Annotated in this window: 27 protein-coding genes; 13 read left to right on the forward strand and 14 right to left on the reverse strand. The window is 36.1% G+C overall.

The window, feature by feature from the left end; genetic code table 11:
- Positions 1-64: 64 nt before the first annotated feature.
- Together H510_RS0105640 and H510_RS19835 are read right to left on the reverse strand one after the other, a co-directional pair.
- The gene (locus H510_RS0105640) at positions 65-418 is read right to left on the reverse strand and encodes a helix-turn-helix domain-containing protein (protein ID WP_026903424.1); all 354 of its coding nucleotides are present in this window, start codon (positions 416-418) and stop codon (positions 65-67) included.
- A 17-nt stretch (positions 419-435) separates the two neighbouring features.
- Positions 436-753: a helix-turn-helix domain-containing protein gene (locus tag H510_RS19835; RefSeq protein ID WP_026903425.1), complete on the reverse strand. Its 318-nt coding sequence runs from the start codon at positions 751-753 to the stop codon at positions 436-438.
- 110 nt (positions 754-863) lie between these two features.
- On the opposite strand from H510_RS19835, the gene H510_RS0105650 reads away from it, so the two are divergent.
- The 13 genes from H510_RS0105650 (at position 864) to H510_RS0105710 (ending at position 10,464) form a co-directional block, all read left to right on the forward strand.
- Positions 864-1,136: a hypothetical protein gene (locus H510_RS0105650; RefSeq protein WP_211226546.1), complete on the forward strand. Its 273-nt coding sequence runs from the start codon at positions 864-866 to the stop codon at positions 1,134-1,136.
- Between the two features lie 10 nt (positions 1,137-1,146).
- Positions 1,147-1,674, forward strand: coding sequence for a hypothetical protein (locus H510_RS0105655; RefSeq protein ID WP_026903427.1), 528 nt, complete (start codon positions 1,147-1,149; stop codon positions 1,672-1,674).
- A 60-nt stretch (positions 1,675-1,734) separates the two neighbouring features.
- Positions 1,735-2,970, forward strand: a complete 1,236-nt coding sequence (locus H510_RS20480) for an RHS repeat-associated core domain-containing protein (protein WP_026903428.1) — start codon at positions 1,735-1,737, stop codon at positions 2,968-2,970.
- Positions 2,970-3,551, forward strand: a complete 582-nt coding sequence (locus H510_RS0105665) for a hypothetical protein (RefSeq protein ID WP_026903429.1) — start codon at positions 2,970-2,972, stop codon at positions 3,549-3,551. Before H510_RS20480 ends, H510_RS0105665 begins: the two co-directional genes overlap by 1 nt.
- A gap of 153 nt (positions 3,552-3,704) precedes the next feature.
- On the forward strand, positions 3,705-4,988 hold the full coding sequence (locus H510_RS19525; protein ID WP_051291073.1) for an RHS repeat-associated core domain-containing protein: 1,284 nt from the start codon (positions 3,705-3,707) through the stop codon (positions 4,986-4,988).
- Positions 4,989-4,994: 6 nt separating this feature from the next.
- On the forward strand, positions 4,995-5,510 hold the full coding sequence (locus H510_RS0105675; protein WP_026903430.1) for a hypothetical protein: 516 nt from the start codon (positions 4,995-4,997) through the stop codon (positions 5,508-5,510).
- A gap of 12 nt (positions 5,511-5,522) precedes the next feature.
- Positions 5,523-6,245, forward strand: coding sequence for an RHS repeat-associated core domain-containing protein (locus H510_RS20485; RefSeq protein ID WP_281168240.1), 723 nt, complete (start codon positions 5,523-5,525; stop codon positions 6,243-6,245).
- On the forward strand, positions 6,242-6,712 hold the full coding sequence (locus H510_RS0105685) for a hypothetical protein (RefSeq protein WP_026903432.1): 471 nt from the start codon (positions 6,242-6,244) through the stop codon (positions 6,710-6,712). Before H510_RS20485 ends, H510_RS0105685 begins: the two co-directional genes overlap by 4 nt.
- A gap of 343 nt (positions 6,713-7,055) precedes the next feature.
- On the forward strand, positions 7,056-8,441 hold the full coding sequence (locus tag H510_RS19530; protein WP_051291074.1) for an RHS repeat domain-containing protein: 1,386 nt from the start codon (positions 7,056-7,058) through the stop codon (positions 8,439-8,441).
- Positions 8,442-8,447: 6 nt separating this feature from the next.
- On the forward strand, positions 8,448-8,873 hold the full coding sequence (locus H510_RS0105695) for a hypothetical protein (protein ID WP_155977864.1): 426 nt from the start codon (positions 8,448-8,450) through the stop codon (positions 8,871-8,873).
- 226 nt (positions 8,874-9,099) lie between these two features.
- Positions 9,100-9,330, forward strand: a complete 231-nt coding sequence (locus tag H510_RS0105700; RefSeq protein WP_155977866.1) for a hypothetical protein — start codon at positions 9,100-9,102, stop codon at positions 9,328-9,330.
- A 2-nt stretch (positions 9,331-9,332) separates the two neighbouring features.
- The gene (locus tag H510_RS0105705; protein ID WP_026903435.1) at positions 9,333-9,824 is read left to right on the forward strand and encodes a toxin-antitoxin system YwqK family antitoxin; all 492 of its coding nucleotides are present in this window, start codon (positions 9,333-9,335) and stop codon (positions 9,822-9,824) included.
- Positions 9,825-10,110: 286 nt separating this feature from the next.
- The gene (locus tag H510_RS0105710; protein ID WP_026903436.1) at positions 10,111-10,464 is read left to right on the forward strand and encodes a hypothetical protein; all 354 of its coding nucleotides are present in this window, start codon (positions 10,111-10,113) and stop codon (positions 10,462-10,464) included.
- Between the two features lie 261 nt (positions 10,465-10,725).
- On the opposite strand, the gene H510_RS18340 is transcribed toward H510_RS0105710, so the two are convergent.
- From H510_RS18340 to ntrB, 12 genes are all read right to left on the reverse strand, one after another.
- Positions 10,726-11,034 (reverse strand): hypothetical protein, encoded by a 309-nt coding sequence (locus H510_RS18340; RefSeq protein WP_036692078.1) that lies wholly within the window; start codon positions 11,032-11,034, stop codon positions 10,726-10,728.
- A 6-nt stretch (positions 11,035-11,040) separates the two neighbouring features.
- Complete coding sequence (gene mobA / locus H510_RS18345; protein ID WP_036692080.1) at positions 11,041-11,631, reverse strand: molybdenum cofactor guanylyltransferase; 591 nt, start codon at positions 11,629-11,631, stop codon at positions 11,041-11,043.
- A 4-nt stretch (positions 11,632-11,635) separates the two neighbouring features.
- Entirely contained in the window at positions 11,636-11,914 is a 279-nt protein-coding gene (locus H510_RS0105725; RefSeq protein WP_026903437.1) for an Rdx family protein, read from the reverse strand.
- A 3-nt stretch (positions 11,915-11,917) separates the two neighbouring features.
- A complete protein-coding gene (locus tag H510_RS0105730; protein WP_051291075.1) occupies positions 11,918-12,430 on the reverse strand; it encodes a molybdenum cofactor biosynthesis protein MoaE in 513 nt (170 codons plus the stop codon).
- Entirely contained in the window at positions 12,390-12,623 is a 234-nt protein-coding gene (locus H510_RS0105735) for a MoaD/ThiS family protein (protein ID WP_026903439.1), read from the reverse strand. Before H510_RS0105735 ends, H510_RS0105730 begins: the two co-directional genes overlap by 41 nt.
- An 8-nt stretch (positions 12,624-12,631) precedes the next feature.
- Positions 12,632-13,576, reverse strand: a complete 945-nt coding sequence (locus H510_RS0105740; RefSeq protein ID WP_026903440.1) for a GTP 3',8-cyclase MoaA — start codon at positions 13,574-13,576, stop codon at positions 12,632-12,634.
- On the reverse strand, positions 13,576-14,310 hold the full coding sequence (locus H510_RS0105745) for a sulfite exporter TauE/SafE family protein (protein ID WP_026903441.1): 735 nt from the start codon (positions 14,308-14,310) through the stop codon (positions 13,576-13,578). Before H510_RS0105745 ends, H510_RS0105740 begins: the two co-directional genes overlap by 1 nt.
- A complete protein-coding gene (locus tag H510_RS0105750; RefSeq protein WP_036692082.1) occupies positions 14,307-15,764 on the reverse strand; it encodes a rubredoxin domain-containing protein in 1,458 nt (485 codons plus the stop codon). Before H510_RS0105750 ends, H510_RS0105745 begins: the two co-directional genes overlap by 4 nt.
- Before the next feature lie 5 nt (positions 15,765-15,769).
- Complete coding sequence (locus tag H510_RS0105755) at positions 15,770-19,291, reverse strand: nitrate reductase (protein WP_026903443.1); 3,522 nt, start codon at positions 19,289-19,291, stop codon at positions 15,770-15,772.
- An 8-nt stretch (positions 19,292-19,299) separates the two neighbouring features.
- The gene (locus H510_RS0105760) at positions 19,300-20,607 is read right to left on the reverse strand and encodes an MFS transporter (RefSeq protein WP_036692085.1); all 1,308 of its coding nucleotides are present in this window, start codon (positions 20,605-20,607) and stop codon (positions 19,300-19,302) included.
- Between the two features lie 383 nt (positions 20,608-20,990).
- Positions 20,991-21,866 carry an ABC transporter ATP-binding protein gene (locus tag H510_RS0105765; RefSeq protein WP_081659202.1) on the reverse strand — a complete coding sequence of 292 codons (876 nt, stop codon included), beginning with the start codon at positions 21,864-21,866 and terminating at the stop codon, positions 20,991-20,993.
- Between the two features lie 19 nt (positions 21,867-21,885).
- Complete coding sequence (ntrB, locus tag H510_RS18350) at positions 21,886-22,674, reverse strand: nitrate ABC transporter permease (RefSeq protein ID WP_051291076.1); 789 nt, start codon at positions 22,672-22,674, stop codon at positions 21,886-21,888.
- Positions 22,675-22,713 lie beyond the last annotated feature (39 nt).

Genomic DNA, 22,713 nt, shown 5'->3' on the forward strand with positions numbered 1-22,713 from the left:
AAAAAACAGGAACGCCAGGCTCGGTTTGAGCTGGGCGTTCCTGTATCAAAAAAATTCATCAGGGCTACTTTCCGTTCTTTTCAGCCTGCAGTAGCCTTTCATAAAGTTCCACGATCTTGTCGATGGGGTTGAAAGTAAAAGCTCCGTAAGGGCTGCAAGCACCTTGCCCGCTGTGGTCATGAAAGCTGTTGAAATAATTGAAAATAGCTTCCTCGTTAAAGTTTCTGAGTGCCTCGGTGCTGAGTCCAAGAGCAGTAGCAATCTTCTTGAGCACCTCTTCCTCAATTTCCTCACCCTGTTCCAAACGTGAAATCTGTTGCTGGGAAATGCTCAGCTCTTGAGCGATAGTTTCCTGTTTGATTCCTTTGATCTCTCTGATTCGGGAAATCTTTCTGCCGATGTGTGTGGTCTTGTCCATTTATAAAGGTTTGATGTTTATAGTGCCGCTACGTTGCTGTTAAAAAAATCTTTGAACTTCTTTTTGGTAAGCATGGTATCAATGATCTTGAAAACCACGTTCCTGTCCTCCTCGTCTAACTGACTGATGAGGTTGACCTGCTCAAAATTGGGTCTGTCCTGTATAGTAACCTCCACAGGTCGATCGTTAAAGTGCACTACCTGATCAATGGTCATCCCGAAAAATCCGGCAAAACGTTCCAGTTCGTCAATAGTGATTTCACGGGTACCGTTCTCCACCTTGTTGTAACTGGTGTAGGGGATATTAACTTCGCTAGCAATCTGCTTCTGCAGCAGACGCTCCTGTAGGAGGGAACTTGATAAGTCTAAATCCTAATCAAATTAATAGTTTTATTAATGGCGCAAATGGATTGGATTCCAGAACATTAGGGTTTGGCATGACCTTTATGCATGAATTAACTCATTCTGGATTAGGTGGGGGGTTAACTGACCCACCTCGCTCTGCTGGTTTTGGACCAACCGGTCCAACAGTTGATAGGATGAATATTATTAGGAGTGAGTTGAATGGTAAAGGGGGAAATTATGGTCAAAGATCTTCTTATCAGGCTGTAATGACTACCCCAGGAGGCCCTGCTTATTTACCATTTACTTCTAGTTCATTAAATTCATTACAAAGAGGGATTGTCCCTGCAATTACCGATAAGTTTATTAAATTCTAATATAAAGAGTATGAAAATTTTATCAAGCCTATTCTTTTTGAGTATCTCTTTTTTTGGATGCAACGCTTCAAAGGTAGAGTTATATACTTATAAGCATAAATCAAAGTATGCATTAGCATATAACTATTTAATTCAAGACCAAATAAATCAAAAAGTGGATTTTAATATTGCCGATTCTACAGTTAATATTGATTTGTCTCCTTTTTATGAAGAATTGAGTTTACTATCTCATAAGTCGAAAGAAAAGATGCTGTTTCTACTCGATAGTTTAAATCATTCTAGTTTACATGATCATAGTGTTAATGTAGGTCAGCTAATTCGACCTAAAAAAAATGTAAGAAACGAATCTAACTCTACTATATATTTTTCCAAAGTATATGATGATTTCTTAGGTGCTGAGATTTTAGATGATATAAGTAGTATAAAAGAGAACTATAAAAATGCTACGGTATTTAATAAAGGGATGCGTTACTTATTTTTATTTGATAAGTCGGGCGAAATCAAAAATGTCTATAAAAAAGAAATTCAATACGATTAAATTACCAGCCTAAACAGAGATGGAACAGGAGCAAAGACATATAACTACAGCGCTAACCAATTGCAGAGTGTAACAGGTGTAACAGCCACCAACTATATTTACGATGCCAATGGAAATGCTATAACAGACGGAAGAAACAATAAGACGATAAGTTATAACTATCTAAACCTACCCCAAACCGTAAGTGGAGGATTAAGTTATACCTATGACGCAACAGGTCAGAAACTCACGAAGAACAATAATGGCACATTACGCCATTACTTACAGGGTATAGAATACCAAGGAAGTACGATAGATATTATCCAGACAGAAGAGGGAATAGCCAGACACAATGGAAATAATGCATACAGTTATGAGTATAACTTAACAGACCATTTGGGTAATGTTCGAGTAAGTTTCTACAAGAACCCATCAACCAACAATCTGGACATCTTACAGAGAGATGATTACTATGCATTTGGTAAAAGAAAAGTTGTACAAGGCGGGACAAATAAATATCTTTACAATGGAAAGGAATTACAAGAGGAGTTAGGAGAGCAGTATGACTACGGCGCAAGGTTCTATGATCCGGTGATTGGGAGGTGGAATGTTGTTGATCCGTTGGCGGAGAAGGCATTTTCGTGGACACCTTATAGATATGCATTTGATAATCCATTAAGATATATTGATATTGATGGATTAATTGAGTGGCCTATTAAAGGAAATACCGCAGTAAATAAGGGTAGCGTTCCAAATGGAGGATTCGGACTAAAAAACACTATTGTAAGAACTTCGACATATTTGGATACAAATCGACCTCCTGGAGGGTCTAATCCGCATGTAGGAATTGACTATCGATCAAGTGTTGGAACTGAATTTTATTCTTTAGGAAATGGAGTAGTTTCAGCTATAGGGGAGACCAAGAAAGGTGCTCGTTACATTACAGTTGAATATGGAAATGGAGATAAAATTCGATTTTTACATATACAAATGCTCGATGGTAGTTTAGAGGTGGGGTCAAAAGTTTTTGAAGGGCAACCTTTGGGACTTACAGGTAAATCAGGTACTGAATTTGAACATCTACACGTTGATGGTGTTAATAAAGATGGTCAACAAATTAATCCAGAAAATCAAAATTATGGAACTGTGTCAAATGAAGAATTTTTTAATAAATATGGGGGAGACTACACTAAATTACCTGGTTTTCCAACTCAAAGTTCAGTTCCAATCCCAACATCTGAGTCTGAACCAATAAAGAGGGATAATACAAAAGTTGAATTACCAATATTAGAGCCGAAGAAAAAGGAGGATTTATAATGAAAAAAATCTTTGCAATATGCCTATTACCAATTGTTATTATCATTGCTTGTATAAATCAAAGTAAAAAAACAACTAAGCCTAATCAAGCTTATGTTCAAGATGATAGTATTACTTTGAAATGCAATTATACTATTAATGATCTACGAAGTGACTTTCTAGATAAAGAACTAAATAAAATCGTGAAGAATGATTCTTGTTATACGGTCAGAGATAGTATTCTCATAGGAGAAGATCTAGAATGGAATTCAAAAATTTTTTATAAAAATAACCAGATTTCATTTATGGTTGAAAATAATTGGAGAGACAAAAGAAAAATATCTAGAATCATTATTTTGGATGAAAATTTAAAAACATCTGACGGTTTGGGAATAGGAGAAAAATTTATAAATATTAGAAATTTTGTAAGTAAAAAAATTCCTTCTATGCCTGATGGGTACTTTGCGGTTATAGATGCCAATGAAAGTAAAATTTTTTATCACTTAGATGTAGAAAAATATCCTGATTTATCAAAAGGTCTGATAAATAATATTTATGAAATTCCCGATAGTGTTGAAGTCTCAAGTATCACAATACAATAGTCAATACGATTACCCCCCCCCACTGGTTTAAGTCTTATCGGTCTGAGAAAAAGAAGTGGATGACTTAAATCTTGAAAGTAGTAATTAACCCAAATCACCCATGACGGAACAGGAGCAAAGACATACAACTACAGTGCTAACCAATTGCAGAGTGTGACAGGCGTAACAGCCACCAACTATAGCTACGATGCCAATGGAAATGCCATAACAGACGGAAGAAATAATAAGACGATAAGTTATAACTATCTAAACTTACCACAAACCGTAAGTGGAGGATTAAGTTATACCTATGATGCAGCAGGCCAGAAACTCACGAAGAACAATAATGGCACATTACGCCATTACTTGCAGGGTATAGAATACCAAGGAAGTACGATAGACATCATTCAGACAGAGGAGGGAATAGCCAGACACAATGGAAATAATGCATACAGTTATGAGTACAACCTGACAGACCATTTGGGTAATGTTCGAGTAAGTTTCTACAAGAACCCATCAACCAATAATCTGGACATCTTACAGCGAGATGATTACTATGCTTTTGGTAAAAGAAAAGTTGTACAAGGCGGGACAAATAAATATCTTTACAATGGAAAGGAGTTACAGGAGGAGTTAGGGGAGCAATATGATTACGGGGCAAGGTTCTATGATCCGGTGATTGGGCGTTTTAACACCATAGACAGGTTTGCAGAGAAATATGTTGATATGAATCCTTATCAATATGGCGCAAATAATCCAATAAAAAACATAGACATTAATGGAGATTCAATTTGGGTTTCTATTACAACTACAGTTAATAATGCAGCCCAAACTGATAAATATTATTATGGTCAGGATGCTAAAGGTAATTATGGCTTTATAGATCAAAGTGGGTCAATGTATTCCGGTGGTAACAAATTTATAGGGCAAGTTGGAACTGCGCTTTCTGATTTGAGAAGTGGTAAAGTAGGGGCTGGTTTAGTTAATGATTTAATGACTTCAACTAATAATACAGAAATTGCGCAGCGTAGTTCAAATGCTGCTGATGAGAAAAATGGTGCGTACGTACTTTGGAATCCGAATGGGACAACAAGTGCTCCCGATCAGAATGGATCAACACAAAGACCATCATATATCGGTTTAGGTCACGAACTTGCCCATGTGCAAGATATTTGGAAGGGTACTGTTAATAGGAATACTTGGCAATCAGCAATAGATCCTAATGGAAATCCGATTAGTATTCCGAACGCTGAAATTTATTCGACACATATGGAAAATAGACTTAGAGCAGAACATGGGTTGCCTCTACGTACATCTTATGGCGTTGGGCCAAATGGCAGCTTAGATCCTGGTACGAGAATTATAAGATCAGGTACAAGTCAAAGCATTTACTATGATCAAAACGGGAATACTACTTTTAAAATGTTAAACAGAAAGCAGATACCTTTCACTTATTAATGAGAAATGAAAAAAATAATTGTTCCATTATGTCTTTTATTACTGTTTGGTTGCATAGTACAATCACAATCTTTTATCAATCTATCTAATGGTTTGAGTTCTTGTCAGTTAAAGAATGGAATTAGAAAAAGTGGAACAGACCGATTTAATGAAGTTCGTTTAAAACTTAATTCATTAAATAAACTGGGTTTTGTCGATTCAGCTAGTCAAACATTTTTCTTGGAAACTTATGATTTAGAAAGTGGAATGATTTATGGATTAATTTGGAATTCAAGAGGAAAGTTGATTTATAATTACCATCACGATAAATTTTCTTTTGATAAAAATCTAAGATTTTCTGAATACATGATTGAGCTTGTTGAAAATTGGGATATTGATGCTATAAGAAAAGAAGAAGAATTAAATGCACATAGTATCCCTAATCCTTCTATATATGCGACAAAGATTAATAGGAAAAGCAGTAAAGATGTGAATATAGAATGCATAATGTTTAAAGATTTTTTTAAATTAGGAAGGGATTAATAAAGTGATAGAATAGAGCACCTAGATTACGGAGCAAGGTTCTATGACCCGGTAATTGGAAGGTGGAATGTGATTGACCCATTGGCGGAAAAACACACGGGTATTACACCTTATAACTATGTTCTTAATAATCCATTACTGTATGCAGATGAATTTGGGATGGATACCACAAGGGTAGTTCAGCTAAAGGAAGTTGTTATAACCGCAAAGAAAACGACTGCCATGTTCAATGTTCTTACTCCTGGAGTTCCATTCAACTGGAATAATATCGATTATAGAGAGGCACAAAAGGCAGCTGGAGTTGGCACTAGGGAGGCTCTGAAGTTTGGTGGAGAACAACTTGCGTGGTCACTTTTTCCATGGGGGAGACTTGGAAAATGGGGAAAGACTGGATTTTCGCTTTTGGTACGTGGCGGGGAAGCAGTTCTCCCTGAAGTCGCTATACTAGGAACTCAAAAGATGGTGAAAATAATGAATTCGACACATGCTTGGAGTAAGGTAGCTTCTGGTGGAGAAGCCGAAATAAAATCTATAATGTCTAAAGCTTTATCTGAAGGAGTTGAAATGACGTATGGAAATACAGCAATGGGTTCCGGAAGTAAGATCTTAAATTATAACGGTGAAATAGTTCAGGTAGTTACAAATCAGGTAGGTGGTAAAACTGTAGTAAGCAACGCGTGGGTGATTACTGATCCTGCCTACAAATGGCAAGCGTTGAAACTTTTAAGCAAATGATAGTGATAGATATGAAGTATTACAAAGGTCTGTTAAATGACTTGAAGTTTACAGAGCTTGAGAGATTGTTGGCTGAGAAATCTTTTTCTGAGATGGAAGATATTCTTTATCAATTGGCCTATGATCCAACAACAGAAGAGGTAAACCTATTAGTATATGCTTTTCTGCAAACCCTTTTGTATAAGGGAGAAAGCGCCTCTATACACTTCTCCATTAGTAGATTGATGGGGACAATCCTGAATCATGTCTACAATGCAGAGATGTTAGGATTATTCCATGGGTTAAGGGCGGCTGAACTAGAACCTGAAAACGTGGATATATTAGAATACTTGTTATATTATAATCATATTCCCGAAAGGCTTCTGCAAGACACGCATGCTATTATTTTTGCCCGAAAGGTTATATCTGAGCGTCCTGATAGTAAAGCGGCACTCTTAACTTTGACAAAGGATCGAGGTAGAACTTAGTGGACAAAGCAAAAGTGCCGGAATGACTTAAATCTTTAACAATAACCAAAATCAAAGCCCGGTTCTTTAAAGTGAGCAGGGCTTTTGTTGTTAATGCGAATAAGCCTTCCCCGTTTTAGCATCCTTAAAAATAGTGTTAGCGAGAAACAGGAGTTTATCCTCAATTAAATAACTATAATCCAAGAGGTTGGTTAAAGAGCCAGACGAATACAGGTTTATCCTTCAATATGACTTTAAGTTATGAAGACGGCAGCAGCCCACAATACAATGGAAATATAGCAAATCAATATTGGGGACCATCAAGTAGCCACAATTACACAATTATACCTATCTTTATGATAAGTTGAACAGGTTAACGAGAGGAAGTTCGGATGAGAACTTTAATGAAACCCTAAGTTATGATGTAATTGGAAATATCAGTAGTTTAACCAGAAACCCTATGGGCACCAATACTTACAGCTATACAGGCAATCAGTTAAGTAGCATCAGTGGAGCGCTTAATAGCAGTTATGTATACGATGCAAATGGAAACCAAACATCAGACAGCCAGAAAGGTATAAATATCAGCTACAACTACTTAAACCTACCTCAAACGATAAACAAAGCCTCCACATCAGAAAGTATGCAAAATACGTGGCTATCTAATGGAGCTAAAATAAGGAAAACAGTAGGAAGCTTAATAAGAGATTATGCAGGAGGGATAGAGTATAATAATAGCAGTATAGAGTTTATCCAGACAGAAGAAGGTAGAGCTATCCCTAGTGGAAGCAGCTATAGCTATGAGTATATGATTAAAGACCATTTAGGTAATACCAGAGCGTTATTAAAACAAGACGGAAGTATCCTAGAGACGAATGACTATTATCCCTTTGGTTTACAAATATCCAGAGCAGGGCAAACAGTACCCTCACCAGAGAACCGATACAAATACAATGGTAAGGAGTTACAGACGGAGTTAGGCTTAATGCAATACGATTACGGGGCAAGGTTCTATGATCCGGTGATTGGTAGGTGGAATGTGATTGACCCACTTGCGGAGAAGAATAGAAGCTGGACACCTTACCATTATACAAAGAATAACCCTATAAGTAGAATTGATCCTGATGGGATGGATGATATTTATTATAATTCGAAGGGGGTAAAAACAAAAACAATCGAGCGCTCTTGGTTATTTGAACTTTTTGTAGGTGGGGATAGAAGCTATATAAATGACGATAAAGGAAAGTCTTTTAAATTAACAAATCAGGCGCTGGGGGTTATTAATAGTGGTAAGTTTAAAGGGTTTGAGTCTAATTGGGAAAACTCCGATAGCAAAACAGGCTTTAGTTCTCTTTTAAAAAAAGCAACGGAGCCTAAAGGAAGTGAAAATGCTTTTTTTTATGTTAAAAGGGAGTCTCAAGACGGGGGCGATTTAGATCAAAAGCAAAATCTTGATCCAAACAAGATATATGGTGCTTCAGGAAAGGCAATGAATAGAAATGAAGCCGGTAATTATCTTTGGGGAGCAGCATTAGCAAAGTTTGGTTTTTCCACTTCCGATGCTATAACTCTTGCACATGGCGGCACATTATACCTTGAAACAATATCGAGGCCAAATCGGGAAGGACGCGGTTGGAGTCCGGGCGATATCATTTATAGATTGGGTAGGGCAAGACTTGATGAGGCAGATGAAGTTGAAGCAATTGAAGCGGGATCTGTAAAAGTTCTAGGATATAAATTAGTCAAATAGATAATTATGAGGTTCATTTTAATGCTTTTAGCAATGTTCATTGGTTGTTTTTCTAATAACAACACATATAAGCTTTCCATCCCACAAGAAGCAGACTTGGTGCAGATAATTTCTGGATTAAAGAAACGGGAATTTGTAGGCTCGATTATTATTGATAGCAAAGAAATTAGAAATAGTAGTGCCGAAATTGTGAATTCACCTTTGTCAGATTCAATTTATAAAATTGCATCGAGGTATAGCTTTACGAGAATTGTAATGGAACCTGAGTTTACTTATTTTGTAATAAACGGTTTTAAAGGATCAAATTATGGATTGTTATTTACGAATGTTAAGGAAGAAGATATTAAGGGATTTTATGATGTGAAATTTATTAGACCTTCAAGAAAAGAGGCTATCGGTAAGTGGTACTTTGTAAGTTCTAAACTATATTAGTGTAATGATAATATATAAGTAAACTCGTAAGCTGATGCGTATGGGCTTAAAAGTAAGCTTCCTACTTCTTTTCTGAGCTAGGCTTTTGTTGTATTGTAGAACTCCTACATTCTTTTGAAAAGTTCATAAACCTCTTTTTATTAAGCAGTGTATCCCAGTATGGTGCAATGAGGGGTGAGAAAGAACGATAATCAACGGTTATGTAGATATTTTAAAGGATTTAGCTGTGGGAAAAGCAGCAGGTCCTTCAATGTTTGCAGAACTAAGAGATGTAATAGATTCGCCTCAGACTCTTAGTAGAATGACGGGAGGTAATACCATCGGCCAAAATATTGAAGCAGTTAGTAATCTAATGAAAAATATGATGAATTCTGTCAGTAAGACAGTTGAGGATATTAAGTATAAAACGTTAAGCGGAATACAATCATATCAGAATGGTAATTATAGAGGATTCTAATTATGTGTAAAATACTTTTGCTAACCTTTGTTTGTCTTTCACTTTCTTGTAGGGGTTATAAAACTACACATTATAGTACTGGCGGTAAGTTTGAAAAAGGACGGATGGTAAATGGTAAAAAAGAAGGGCTGTGGTTGGCTTGGCATGAAAATGGTGAAAAGTTGAGTGAATACCATTATAGAAATGGTGAACTTAACGGAGTTGGAAAGCAATGGTTTGTGAACGGGAATGTTCAAGTTATTGCAAAATATCAAAATGGTAAACTCATTGACACTATTAAACGCTACCATTCAAATGGTAAATTAAACTACCTTGCTTATTACAATAATAATGGTTTACGGGATGGTCGGTTTACTATTTGGTATGAGAATGGTAATGTTAGCCAAATCGGCAACTATACTATTGGGAAGAAGGATAGTATTTGGACAACATATTCTGAAACAGGTCAATTAGAATCTAGTTCTCGATTCAAAAACGGAGAAAATGCTGATTAGATGAAGTTTATTTTTAATAGTATAAAGTCTTTATTCAAACCAAATGAGAATGGTCATTATTATTATGGTCAAATATCGATGTGCATTGCGCTTATTGTTCTTGTTATAAAGTTAATTGTTTATTTATTTACGGGATCATGGTCATGGTGAATTGATAGCTTTAACTACGCTTTAAAAGTATAAAATTAAAACAAGAGTTCAACTTCAATCTCTTATAGATGCTAGTACTATATTATGGGAAAGTAGAAATAATGGTTTATACTTAGGCTATACAAATAATGTATACGTGGGTGATGATGATAATAACTTTATTCCTACAATTACAAATTATTATGATGATTATAGTTTTCCCGGTAATATTTTTGGTTTACCCATAAATCAGGAAAGCAACAATGTTAGGGGTCTTTTAACAGCAACAATTTTGGGTACAGCAACTTCAGGTGATGGGGTTTCAAATTATTTATCAGTAAATTACTACGATAGTAGAGGTAGGATAATAAGAATCAAAAGCCAAAACCATTTGAGCGGAACAGATCAAGTAGACAATACCTACAGTTTTGTGGGGGAGCTTTTAACCAGTACTAGAACTCACATCGTGGGAGGTCAATTACAGATTCTTCTAAGCATGAATGAAGCGTAGCAGAATGATGGACTAAAAATATGATGTTTATAAAAATTCAATTCAACCTCATTACAATAAGAGGTTGTTTACAAAATCATATTTGTTACATTGAGCGGACCTTTATTGTCATCCTAAGTGGAGTCGAGGGATAATAAAAGGCTTCGACTCCGCTCAGCCTGACACAAAATGTTGATTTGAGACAACCTTATGCACCTGCACAATTTCTGAGCTTCAAGAATTTAAATAAATTGAATTTACACCTAAGGTTAAACATCAAATTTATGGTGTTTTAGCAGGTTTTAAATCCGATGCTTTGATGTAAATTTTATTGCCTTTACCATCCACATAGTAAATGCGGTCTTTACCATCACGGTAAACGCTTTGTCCGGCTGGGCCAACTTTACCTTTTATTTGTTGGTCTAAGATTTTGGCTCCGCCTTTTACACCTAGCTCAGCAGTTTTATGACCGGCTTTTTTTACACCTTTTTTGATGTCGTTTACAACAGTATCTGTTTTGGTGTTTTTCTCTTGGGCAGATGCAACGCTTACCATGCCTGCAAATGCGATTGTTAAAATTAATTTATTCATAGTCGCTTATTTTCTGCTAGCATCATCCAAAAGAAATGCCAATGATGAAGGGTGGTTGTAGTTTATGAAACTTTCTGGCTGCTGTATATCCAATTTATAGGTTTTGCTTTGGTTTAACAATGCTTGAAAGCTGTGTTTAAATGATGCTTGATCGTGATAGTTTTTTAATGCTTTAGCCGTATAAATGGCACATAAAGGTTCCCAAAATTGTTGGTTATGGTAAGCGTAATAATCATAATCAGGAAACTGTTGATAGCTGTCTATCAGTTTAGTGATGGTCGCTGTTTGCAGATTTATCAAATCGCAAGCTAAAACGATAAAATCTGTTTTAGGGTATAGTTGATGTGCAGATAGTAAGCCGTTTAAAGGTCCTTCAACTTCATGCTGGTCTATGATAAAGCTGGCTGGGCTAAAATAAGCTTGATATTGCTCTAACTGTGTTTTATTGATAGAGATAAAGGCTTGAAGGGCAAAAGGTTTGACTTTATCGGCCATCAAGGTAAACCAAGGCTGTTTACCTTTTAAAATTAAGCCTTTATCGGTCCCCATTCTTTTGCTTTGACCTCCGCATAAAATTAATCCGCTTAAAGTTGGCATCAGCTTATTTTTTATCAGAATGACCTAAGCTTTTATCAGGATTTACCTGGTCTCTTATCAGTTGTTTCAGCTCTTTTACTTCTGGAAACCGACCTTCTTTTTTCCTATCAAACAGCTCTAGCTCATTAATGCTAATGGTATACTTACCACTTGTTTCGCTAGGTTTTAGGCTTACGGCAGCTACATCATCAGTAAAAGTTGATAAAATTTCTTGTGCCATGTAGGCTGCTCTTAACATCCAATTGCATTTTGGGCAATATTCTATGGTGATGGTTGGTTTCATAGCTTAGGCTTTATCTTCAAATTCATAAACGTGTTTATTAGCATCGCCAGTAATTTTTTGGCAAGAACAATTTCCTCCCCATTCTTTGGTTCCATCGGTAAAATATTCGCATTTCCAAATGGGCGCTTCGTGTTTTATCCTATCAATAATATATCTGTTTGCAGCGTAAGCTTCTTTTCTGTGTGGCGAGCAGGTAATCACCACCACGGCAGATTCTCCGGCCATCACTTTCCCCGTTCTATGTTGGGCTAGGGCTTTAGTTAAATGCCAACGTTTTGCGGCTTCTTCTACAATAGCGCAAATCATTTTACTAGCCATACTTTCATGTGCTTCATAGTCTAGATAGTCAACAGTTTTGCCAGTACTATTATCTCTTACTTCACCACTAAATAAAACCACAGCACCCGCTTTTGGGTCGTGGGCTAAACTTAGCAATTGAACCAAATCTAAATCTGTAGCACTCAAAGGGGTTATATCAACCTCCGCTACTTGGGGGAATAACGCTGATTTCATCATTTTCATGGATTAAATGGCTTAAAGCGACAAATTCATCATCTACGGCAAAGCGGCAAAGGTTTAGCAATGCCAAGGCTTTAGGTTGTTGTTGAGCTAAGTGAGCCTTTAAATCTGCAATGGTTTTAAGGTCTTCTTCTAAGAGAAAATCTTTATCGAAATAATCTTTAAGGGCGGCAAAAACTTTTATTTTCATGATGATGTTTATCCTCCAATTTCTAACATACTAAGGCTGCTTCCTGTAAATTTAAGGCTTTGTTTTTGTTTCATGGCATACTGCAATTTGTGCTTTAAAAGCTCTTCTGGCTCTTCATCGGCCATGTATACAGATTTATTGCTGCTTAAACAACCAAATAAATTTCCTTGTGCATCCATACGTAAGCGGTTACAATCATGGCAAAATGGTGTGCTTTCATTGGCTATAATTCCGAAGAAATAACCTTCCTGTGTTTGCCAGTAATTGGCTGTTGCCGATGCTTTTCTAATTACCCTTGTAAATTGATAGTGCTGAGCTATACTAGACAGAATTTCATCTTTAGTAAAAATTTGAGATACTGCTTGCTCATGCAAATGCCCCATGGACATCAATTCTAAAAACCTGATAGGGATATTTAACTTAAAGGCATATTGTAATAAAGGTAAAATCTCTTGCTCGTTTATCCCTTTCATGATGACGGCATTTAATTTAACATTTAAACCCACTTTAATAGCTGTTTCAATACCGTTTAATACTTCTTCCACCTTTTTTCTTTTGCTTATTTTTTGGAAAGTAAGTTCATCTATCGCATCTAAAGAAATATTAATACTATCTAAACCCGCATTTTTTAGTTTGGATGCTTGCTTGGCTAATAAAAAGCCGTTGGTGGTTAAGGTAATTTCTGGTATGTCTAGTTTATTAAGTTCATGAATAAGAATAGCAAGCTCGTGATAAAGTAAAGGTTCGCCTCCGGTAAGTCTTATGCTGTCTAATTGTAGGTATTGATGTAGTTTAGCTACTCTTTTCACAAAGAAATCTACTTTTTGTTGAGGTTTGCTAGCTACGTTATCGCTGCCCATAGTACAGTAAGAGCAATTAAAATTGCAATGGTCTAGCAGGCTAAGCCTTAGCTTTTTAAACTTTCTGTTGTAGATATCTTCAATCCCCTCCATTACATCAAAAATAAAAGTTTAAAAGAAGCAATCGCTAATACTACGGTTAATAAATATCTGATGGTAGAAATTTTAAAGTATCGACTACCAACGTATGCGCCTGCAAATCCTCCGGCTAAAGCCGAAAAAAACCAAAGCCATACCGATGAATCTTGTATTTCTAAAGCTTGTGTATAACCCAAAAGCCCTGCCATAGAGTTGCAAACAATAAATAAGGTTGAAACCGATGCCGATTCTTTACTATTTGCCCAGCCCATTAAAATAAGTAATGGACTTAAAAATATACCACCACCTATGTTTAACATACCCGATATTAAGCCCAATAATGCTCCCCAAATTAAAGCTTTTACTAAAGGAATAGCTTTTTTTATGTGTTTTTCTTGGCCGCCAAAACCTAACAACCTGATGACAGGAAACATTAAAGCTGCGCCCAAAAGGATATGATAGACTTTGGTGTCTAAGACGACTTTTGAGCCTAAAAATGCAAATGGGATAGAGCTTAGCAAGAAAGGCCAGCATAAATGCCATTTAAAAAATCCGGCTTTGTAAAACTGAATAAAACCTGCACCAGCTACCAAAATGTTAAGTAAAAGCACCATGGTTTTATATTGAGCCAGCGGAATAGAGAAAATAGACAGTACAGCTAAATAGCCACTAGCACCACCATGTCCAACAGATGCGTATAAAAATCCAACTGAAAATAAAGCTAATAACAATAAGATTTCTACACTCATAAAAATTGCTGTTTTGTTAAGTGAATTTCAACAAAATCTTGTTTTGGAGCATCACAAACAGGGCAAAAATAGGAATCTAAACTGTTAAAACTTGTTTTTGGAGCTATTTCTTGTGTAGGGTCTCCATAATGTTCATCATAAATGGTTAAACAGTTTTTACATTGGTAAACGCTGTGTTTTTGTACCTGCTTAGGTCGTTCTTTTTCTATTTCTGAGCTCTTACCCGTATTTTCTCTGAGGTGATAGTAAAGGTTGCATATTTCTATCAATTTGGGAGCCAGTTGCTCTAAGGTAATACCATCATGAAAAGTGATATATTCTTTTGAATTTGGATTGAAGTTTCGGGTATACAAAAGCTCGTATAATTCTTCTCCCTTATTGTTTTTACTATTTCTCTTTCTGATGACGATAGCACTAAATAAGCCTGTTTTAGGCTTGGTTTTTATGGCAAAACATAAACGATAGGTTCTTAAATCGACTTCTTCAAATTGTTTAACCAGTTCTATCTTCAGCTTTAAAGCTTCCTCGCATAAGTCTTCTACTTGCCAATTTAACTCGTTTGCAGCATGTCTAATATTAATTTTAAATTTATCTAATAGGCTACTCCAATAAGTCCTGTCTTTGATATTGATATTCTTGATAACTATAGATTTCCAGCTAGTGGTGTAAAGTTGTCCTATCCTTGTCGATTGACAAGTTTCGCAAATAGCTTTTAAAAACTTAATGCTGTATTCTTCATGTCTTCTGTAAATGCCTAGCCAAAGTTTATTCTCGCTATATTTATTTAAACCTTCATAATAGGGCAATTGAAAATCTGTATGGATTAAAGGTTTTTGAATCTCCTGCTGATGAAAATTATGGCTCTTGAGAACCTGAGCGTAAATATCTTCTCCGTTAATTTGTACTTCTTGCTTACTAACATCTTGATGGATATGATCTTCTAGAACCAAGCTTAAAGCAGCAATATCTTCAGAATAAATAAGAGAAGGCCAACAAAACATATTGTTGGTTTTAGGAAATCTGATGTACAAATACCAGAAATTATTGGTTTCTGAGGCTATAAAATTAAGGTTGCCCGTAAAAAAGGGAATTAAATTTTGATAATAATCTACAATATTGATTTTAAGCTTAGGCTGATGATTGAACCCATCTAATATGTCTTTATAAACACCTTCTGTTAACCATAAAGATGTTTGAAAAATTTCTTCTGTAACGTAAGAACTTACAATATTAGGAAACTCATCTTGGTCTATTTCATAGGGGATATCATGAACCATAAACCTATCTTTTAAGTCTTCCAGCGCAGTTTCTGCAATTTTAAATAAAATTTGTTGGCGGTTGCCAAATCTAATATTCTCAACATTGCACTGTTCTGCAATGGTTAAGATTTCATGCAAATCTCCGGTAGAAACAATGCCACCTGGTAAGTTTATTTTGACGATATGCTCTTCCATAGAAATTAGATTAGATTTAAAGCTACTTCCTCTTTTAGGGATGCTTCATCGAGGATTTTTTTAACTTCTGCTTTGCAAGAGCCACAACCTTGACCTGCACCTGTGGCAGTACATAAGGCGTTCAAATCTGTACAGCCCAAAGCTATTTTTTCTTCTAAATTACCTTTACCAACATTATTACAGCTACAAACCAATTTACCTTTAACTGCTTCTGCTTTTTTACCGCTTCTAAGCAGTTGCATTCTCTTTTCGCTTAGTTCTATTTTATTAGCAATAAGCTCTTTAAATTCTAGGAACTCAGTTTTATCTCCGATAAGGATAGCGCCAACCAGTTTATCTTGTTTAATAATACATTTCTTATAATATCGCTTAGCTTTATCGATAAAAACTATTTCTTCGTAAGTTTCGTCTGGGCATTCTGGTAAACCAATGCTGCACAAATCAAAACCATGAATTTTTATCAAGTTCATGCTGGTGCTTCCGCTATAATAGCTAGCAATATCTCCGTTTAAATAATTGGCAACAACGGTAGCTTGTTGTTCTGCCGCAGCGGTAATGCCGTATAAACTACCGTTAAACTCTGCAATTTCACCAATTGCATAAATGGCAGGGTCATTTGTTTGCAGATAATCATTAACCACAACACCTTTTTTGCAGTTTAAGTCGCTTGCTTTAGCCAGTTCTATATTGGGTGTAGTACCAATAGCTAAAATGATAGCATCACAGTTTATTTTTCTACCGCTTTTTAAACCAATGGCGGTAAGTTTAGATCTTCCGTAATACAATTGTACTTCATCATCATAATAAATATCGCAACCTAGGTCTACCATTTCCTCATGTAAAAGCTGACTGCCCAAAGCATCTAGCTGCCTACCCATAAACCTAGAACTTCTTTGGATGATGGTAATTTTAATACCTATCTCTCTTAAAGAAGCCGCCATTTCTAAGCCTAGCAATCCGCCGCCATAAATAGCAACATGGGCGTTTTTAGGGATATGATTTTTAAAGTTATCAGCATCTGTACGACTCCTCATGGTAAAAATGCCCTTTAAATTAGGTAAGTTTTTAGGAACCGACGCCCGACTACCTGTTGCCATGATGAGGATATCGTATGGGGTTTTTCTACCCAAACTATCTACCACAAATTTTTGCTCTCTGTCTATTTTTTCTACACTTACACCACGGTGAAGCCTAATTTTATAATCAGGTTCTTCTTCATCTGTCATCTTAACCAATTGTTCCCAGCCTTGTTCACCACTGATATAATCTGGTAGCATAACCCTATTATAAAAAGGAAAATTTTCTTTACTAAAAATGGTTATGGCATCTTCTTGGTTTATTTCTCTATAAGCCTTTACAAAGCCAAAAGCACCTGCCCCAGCACCAATAATAACTATCTTTTGTTCTGGTTTTTGATATTTGACAACCTTAACAGCACAATATTTAAAATCTGGCTCTTTAGAAATTGGGTCTAGCAAATCATTGGTGATATTATTTGCTCGGTTTAAATCATTTCCGAGGATTTTGCCCCAATGCATAGGCAAGAAAACAACACCAGGTTTTATGGTATTACCAATTTTAACTTTTGCTCTTACTTCTCCGCGGGCAGAAGTTATGATGGCGATATCATCTTCTTTCAGTTGTAATTGCTCTGCATCCTGAACATGAATTTCTAAATAAGCTTGCTTAATATGCTGATTTAGCTTATTTACTTTACCAGTTTTACTTCTGGTATGCCATTGGTCTCTAATACGGCCCGTGGTTAAGATAAAAGGAAAATCGGGATTTGGTTTTTCGCTAGTTAAAGTATCTGGTACGGCATGTAAGATGGCTTTTTGTGATGGTGTATAAAACTTTTTATCATCAAAGAGTCGCTTAGTGCCGTTTTGTTTATGCTTTTTATAAGGCCATTGAATACTTCTATGCGCTTTTAAAATAGTGTAGTTTAAGCCAAAAATATCTATGTTGGTGCCTTTGGTGAGTTTGGTATGTTCTATAAATATTTCTTCTACATTGTTATAGTTGAAGCTATTATAGCCCATTTTTTGAGCAAATTTGCAGATGATTTCAGCATCGGGCAAGGCTTCTCCGGGTGCATCTACAGCTTTATGTAAGTATGTAATTCTCCGCTCAGAATTTGTCATGGTACCTTCTTTCTCTGCCCAGGCTGCTGCGGGTAAAACAACATCAGCGTAAGCTAAAGTTTCTGGTTTATTGCTGATTTCTTGTACCACAACAAATTTTGCTTTTTTCAAAGCGGCTTCGGCTTGCCGGGTATTGGGTAAGCTGGTTAATGGGTTGGTACACAGTATCCAGATAGCTTTTAATTGCCCTGTTTCTAAGGCTTCAAACATTTCTGTTGCTGTTAAACCAGGCTTTTCTTGTATTTCTTTTCCACCCCAAAATGCTTGTACTTCTTGGCGGTGTAGTGGGTTGTTTAAGTTGCGGTGGGCAGGTAGAAGGTTTGATAAGCCTCCAACTTCTCTGCCGCCCATGGCGTTGGGTTGGCCAGTTAATGAAAACGGACCAGCTCCAGGTTTGCCAATTTGCCCAGTAATTAAGTTGAGGTTAATCAAACTTAAGTTCTTGTTGGTGCCAATAGCACTTTGGTTAAGCCCCATGGTCCACATACTGATAAAGCCTTTTGCTTCACCAATATATTGTGCGGCAAGTCTAATATCATTGGGGTTTAGGCCGCAAATATGAGCCGCTTCTTCTAAACTTTTTTCAAAAACTACGGCTTTGTAAGCTTCATAACCTTCTGCATGTTGTTGAATAAAATTGATGTCAATATAACCTTGCTCTATAAGAAGCCGGCCAATGGCGTGGTTAAGGGTAATATCTGTGCCAGGGTTTAACTGCAAATGTAAATCTGCTATGGCACAAGTATCGGTTACACGCGGATCAACAATAATGATTTTAACATCCGGATTAGCAGCTTTATGAGCTTCAACCCTTCTCCAAATGATAGGATGACACCAAGCTGGGTTAGCACCTGTAACATAAAAGCAGTCTGCCAGTTCTATATCATCATAGCAAATAGGTACGCTATCTTCGCCGATAGACATTTTGTAGCCTACAACAGCGCTACTCATGCATAATCTAGAATTGGTATCTATATTATTACTGCCTATAAAGCCTTTTATAAGCTTATTAATGACATAGTATTCTTCTGTTAAACACTGCCCCGATGCATAGAAAGCAACCGAATTTGGGCCGTATTTTTCTATAAAAGTTTTAAAAACTGCTGCGCTACGTTCTAAAGCATCATCCCAGCTTACCCTTTGTAAAGGCATACTTTTATTGTAGCGCATTTGCGGATACAGTAACCTGTCGCTTTTATCGTTTACAGTATGATGCAGGTTTAAGCCCTTGCTACAGAGCATTCCTTTGTTAGAAGGATGATGTTTATCTCCCTCAACTAAAATATTTCCGTTTTTTTCCTTTTGGATAAGCACACCACAACCCACTCCGCAATAGCTGCAGGTAGAAGTAAGTTGTTCTGTTGTTTTTTTAGTGTGCGACATATAAATTTTTATTTAGATGTTTTCAACGATAAGTTTTGAGTTTCAAGGCTTGCTGTTTTTGAGGTGGAAAATTTTGTAATGAGGATAATGATAGAAACGATAATGATGATGTAGCCTATATATTGAAATGCCTGAACATAGCTGATGGATTCTACTTTAAACAAGAAGCCAAAGGCCATACCGCCCAAATTTCCACCGGCACCTACTATACCGCTTACCATCCCTACATTTTTTTCATTAACAAAAGGCACAATGCCATAAGTAGCACCATTAGCCATTTTTAAAAATAATGCGAAGGTTAACATAGAAACAATGGCTAATACAAACGAGCCTGATAAAGCAAATAACAGTAAGCCAAAACCTTCTAACAACAACATAATAGCCAGTAAAATACCTTTACCTTTTAAGCCGTATTTTAATCCGGTTTTGTCTGATACGATGCCGCCCATCGCTCTGGCGAAAATATTCATGAAACCGAATACACCAGCCCAAAAGCCGGCACTACTTTGCGATAGGCCGAAAGAGTCTACAAAATGAAGAGCAGCTATGTTGTCAAAGGTTATTTCCATACCAAAGCACATGGCATAAGCTAAAGTTAAAGCCCAAACTCGCCAATCTGCCAAAATAGACCAATCTGTTTTAGCTGCGGCTGATTTCTCTTTGTTAATCTCATCAAAATTTCCTGCCGGTGTATCTTTGGTATATTTCCAATATAAAAAGGCAGCTACAAGCATCATTAATCCGGGTACAATCATAGCGTATCTCCAAGCTTGAGCATCAGTATAGCCAAAGCCTACGATAGCAGCAAAAATTAAGGGCATCACCATATTGGTTACACCGCCGCCTAAATTTCCCCATCCTCCGGTTATGGCATTGGCGGTTCCTTTAATTTTTGGTGCAAACATCATAGAAGTATGGTATTGCGTAATCACAAAAGATGCACCTATAACGCCTATTGCTAGCCTAAACAGTAAGAAAGTCTCGTAAGAATCGGCCAAACCAACTAAAAACACAGGTAAAGAACCCAAGCATAATAACCAAATAGCGGCTTTACGAGGACCTATAACATCGCATAGCCTACCTATTACTAACCTAGCTATGATGGTAGAGGCTACTGAGGCTATGATAAGGTTACCAACTTGGGCTTTGCTTAAACCAAGCTCTGTTCTGATGGTTGGCATTAAAGGAGCTAAACCAAACCATCCGAAGAAACAAACTAAAAACATGAGCCATGTAATATGGAATGTTCTCATTTGTATACCTTTTATGCTAAATAAGTTGAGCTTTTCTAGTGGTTTTTCGCTTGATTTTATCATAATTATTGTGTTTGACTAGTTTTAAATCTGTTTAATCGAAAAATTTTGAGTGATTTTTAAAATTCATTCAAAAAATAGATAATAAATATTCTTTTTATTGATATAAATTTATCATAAGTAATATTTTAAGACAAATTTTTAAGTCAAATACTTAAATTTATATGATTTTAGTAATATTTATATGTTATTTATGTTGGTTTTTGATGATTTTTTATGACTTATGTTTAATTATTGATGATTTTTTAATCGAAATACTCAAAAAAAGAGGCTTGTTTTTGTAAAAATTACTTTATTGGTTGTTTTATTTGGTCAATTATTCTTAAAAACCTTTTTTATTTGAGTTTTTATCGATGAAAAATCAGTTTATTACTTTGATTATTTGCCTAATAATCAGAAATAGAGAATTTATCTATCAATAAGCTCAATAATTTATCATGTATCTCCTTATATTTTGGATGATGAACGATTTCTTTCTTATTTCTAGGCCTTTCTAAAGGTATATCTACAATTTCTTTAATAGTTGATGCTGGGCCGTTGTTTAAAACCACTACCCTGTCTGATAAAAAGATGGCTTCTTCAATATCATGGGTAACCATTACAATAGTTTTATCTCTATTGTCTAAATTCCAAAGTTTTAGAAGTTCTATATGCATAGCGCTTTTGGTTAAGGCGTCTAAAGCACCAAAAGGTTCATCAAGCAATAAAATTTTAGGGTTAATAGCAAAAGCTCTTGCTATAGCAACACGTTGTTTCATTCCTCCAGATAAATGACCAGGTAATTTGTGTTGATGCTCCCAAAGGTTCACCATTTTAAGGTTCTTTTCAACGATAGCTTTTTTCTCTTCTTTAGAGATGTTTTTAAAAGAAGAGTCTACCGCTTCATAAATATTTTGAAACACCGTAAGCCATGGTAATAGCGAGTAGTTTTGGAAAACGATACCTCTGTCTGGTCCGGGTCCTTTTACTACTTGTTCGTTGGCAATTACCTCTCCACTTGTTGGGTTTACCATCCCAGAAATGGTATTCATTAAAGTTGATTTTCCGCAACCAGAATGCCCTATTAAAGAAATGATTTCTCCCTTTTTAATATCCAAACTAATATCCTCTAAAGCGGTATATAAGCCCTTTTTACTTTTAAAAGAAACGGTAACATTTTTAATTTTGATAGCTGTTGGTGCTAATAATTTAGCTATTTCTTCTTTGGTTTCAGCCTCTTCAGCCTGTAAAAGATCTAGTTCTTCTTGTGTTAAATTTTTCATCGTTAAAAGATTTAAAAGGTTATTTATTTTCCCAGGCAAAAGCCATTTTTAAAGTATTAAAGAATTTATCTAGTAATAAGCCTACGCTGCCTATAATTAGAATAGCAACTAAGATTTTTTCTAGCGAAAGGCCGTTCCAGCTATCCCAAACAAAAAATCCAATACCAGAGCCTCCAGAAAGCATTTCGCCAGCTACAATCACCATCCAAGCGATGCCAATAGAAAGTCTTAAACCTGTTATCATGTGGGGTAGGGTATAGGGGATTAAAATTTTAGTAAGGTATTTAAACTTAGAAAAGCCAAAAGCTTTGCTTACATTTTTATGGTCTTCTGGTATGTGCACTACACCAAAGGATGTATTAATTAAAGTTGGCCATAAAGAGGTAATGGTAATGATAAATATAGTAGCTCCGGCAGCAGCTTTAAAAGCCAATAAGCCTAAAGGGAACCATGCTAAAGGTGAAACCGGACGAAGAATCTGAACAATAGGATCAAAAAGGCGCATGATAAATTTAGAAGAGCCCATTAATATCCCTAAAGGAATAGCTATTAAACTACCAATACCGAAACCTAAAAATACTCTCCATAAAGATGCGGTAAGTTGCAATCCTATGCCTTTATCGTTGGGGCCGTAATCATAAAATGGCTCTGCAAACATTTCTTTGGCCACTTGCCAGGTAGCAATAGGGCCTGGTATCTCGCTTTCGGTAAGGATGGTAATGCCTTGCCAAATCAAACATAATAAGAGCATACTGGCTGCAAAAGATACGATTTGGCCGATGGTGTTTTTAATGAATGTATTTTTCATAATGTTGTTTTTAAAGAAACCCTTGTACTACACTTTAGG

The sequence above is a fragment of the Pedobacter glucosidilyticus DSM 23534 genome (genome assembly GCF_000425145.1).
Taxonomy (GTDB): Bacteria; Bacteroidota; Bacteroidia; order Sphingobacteriales; family Sphingobacteriaceae; genus Pseudopedobacter; species Pseudopedobacter glucosidilyticus.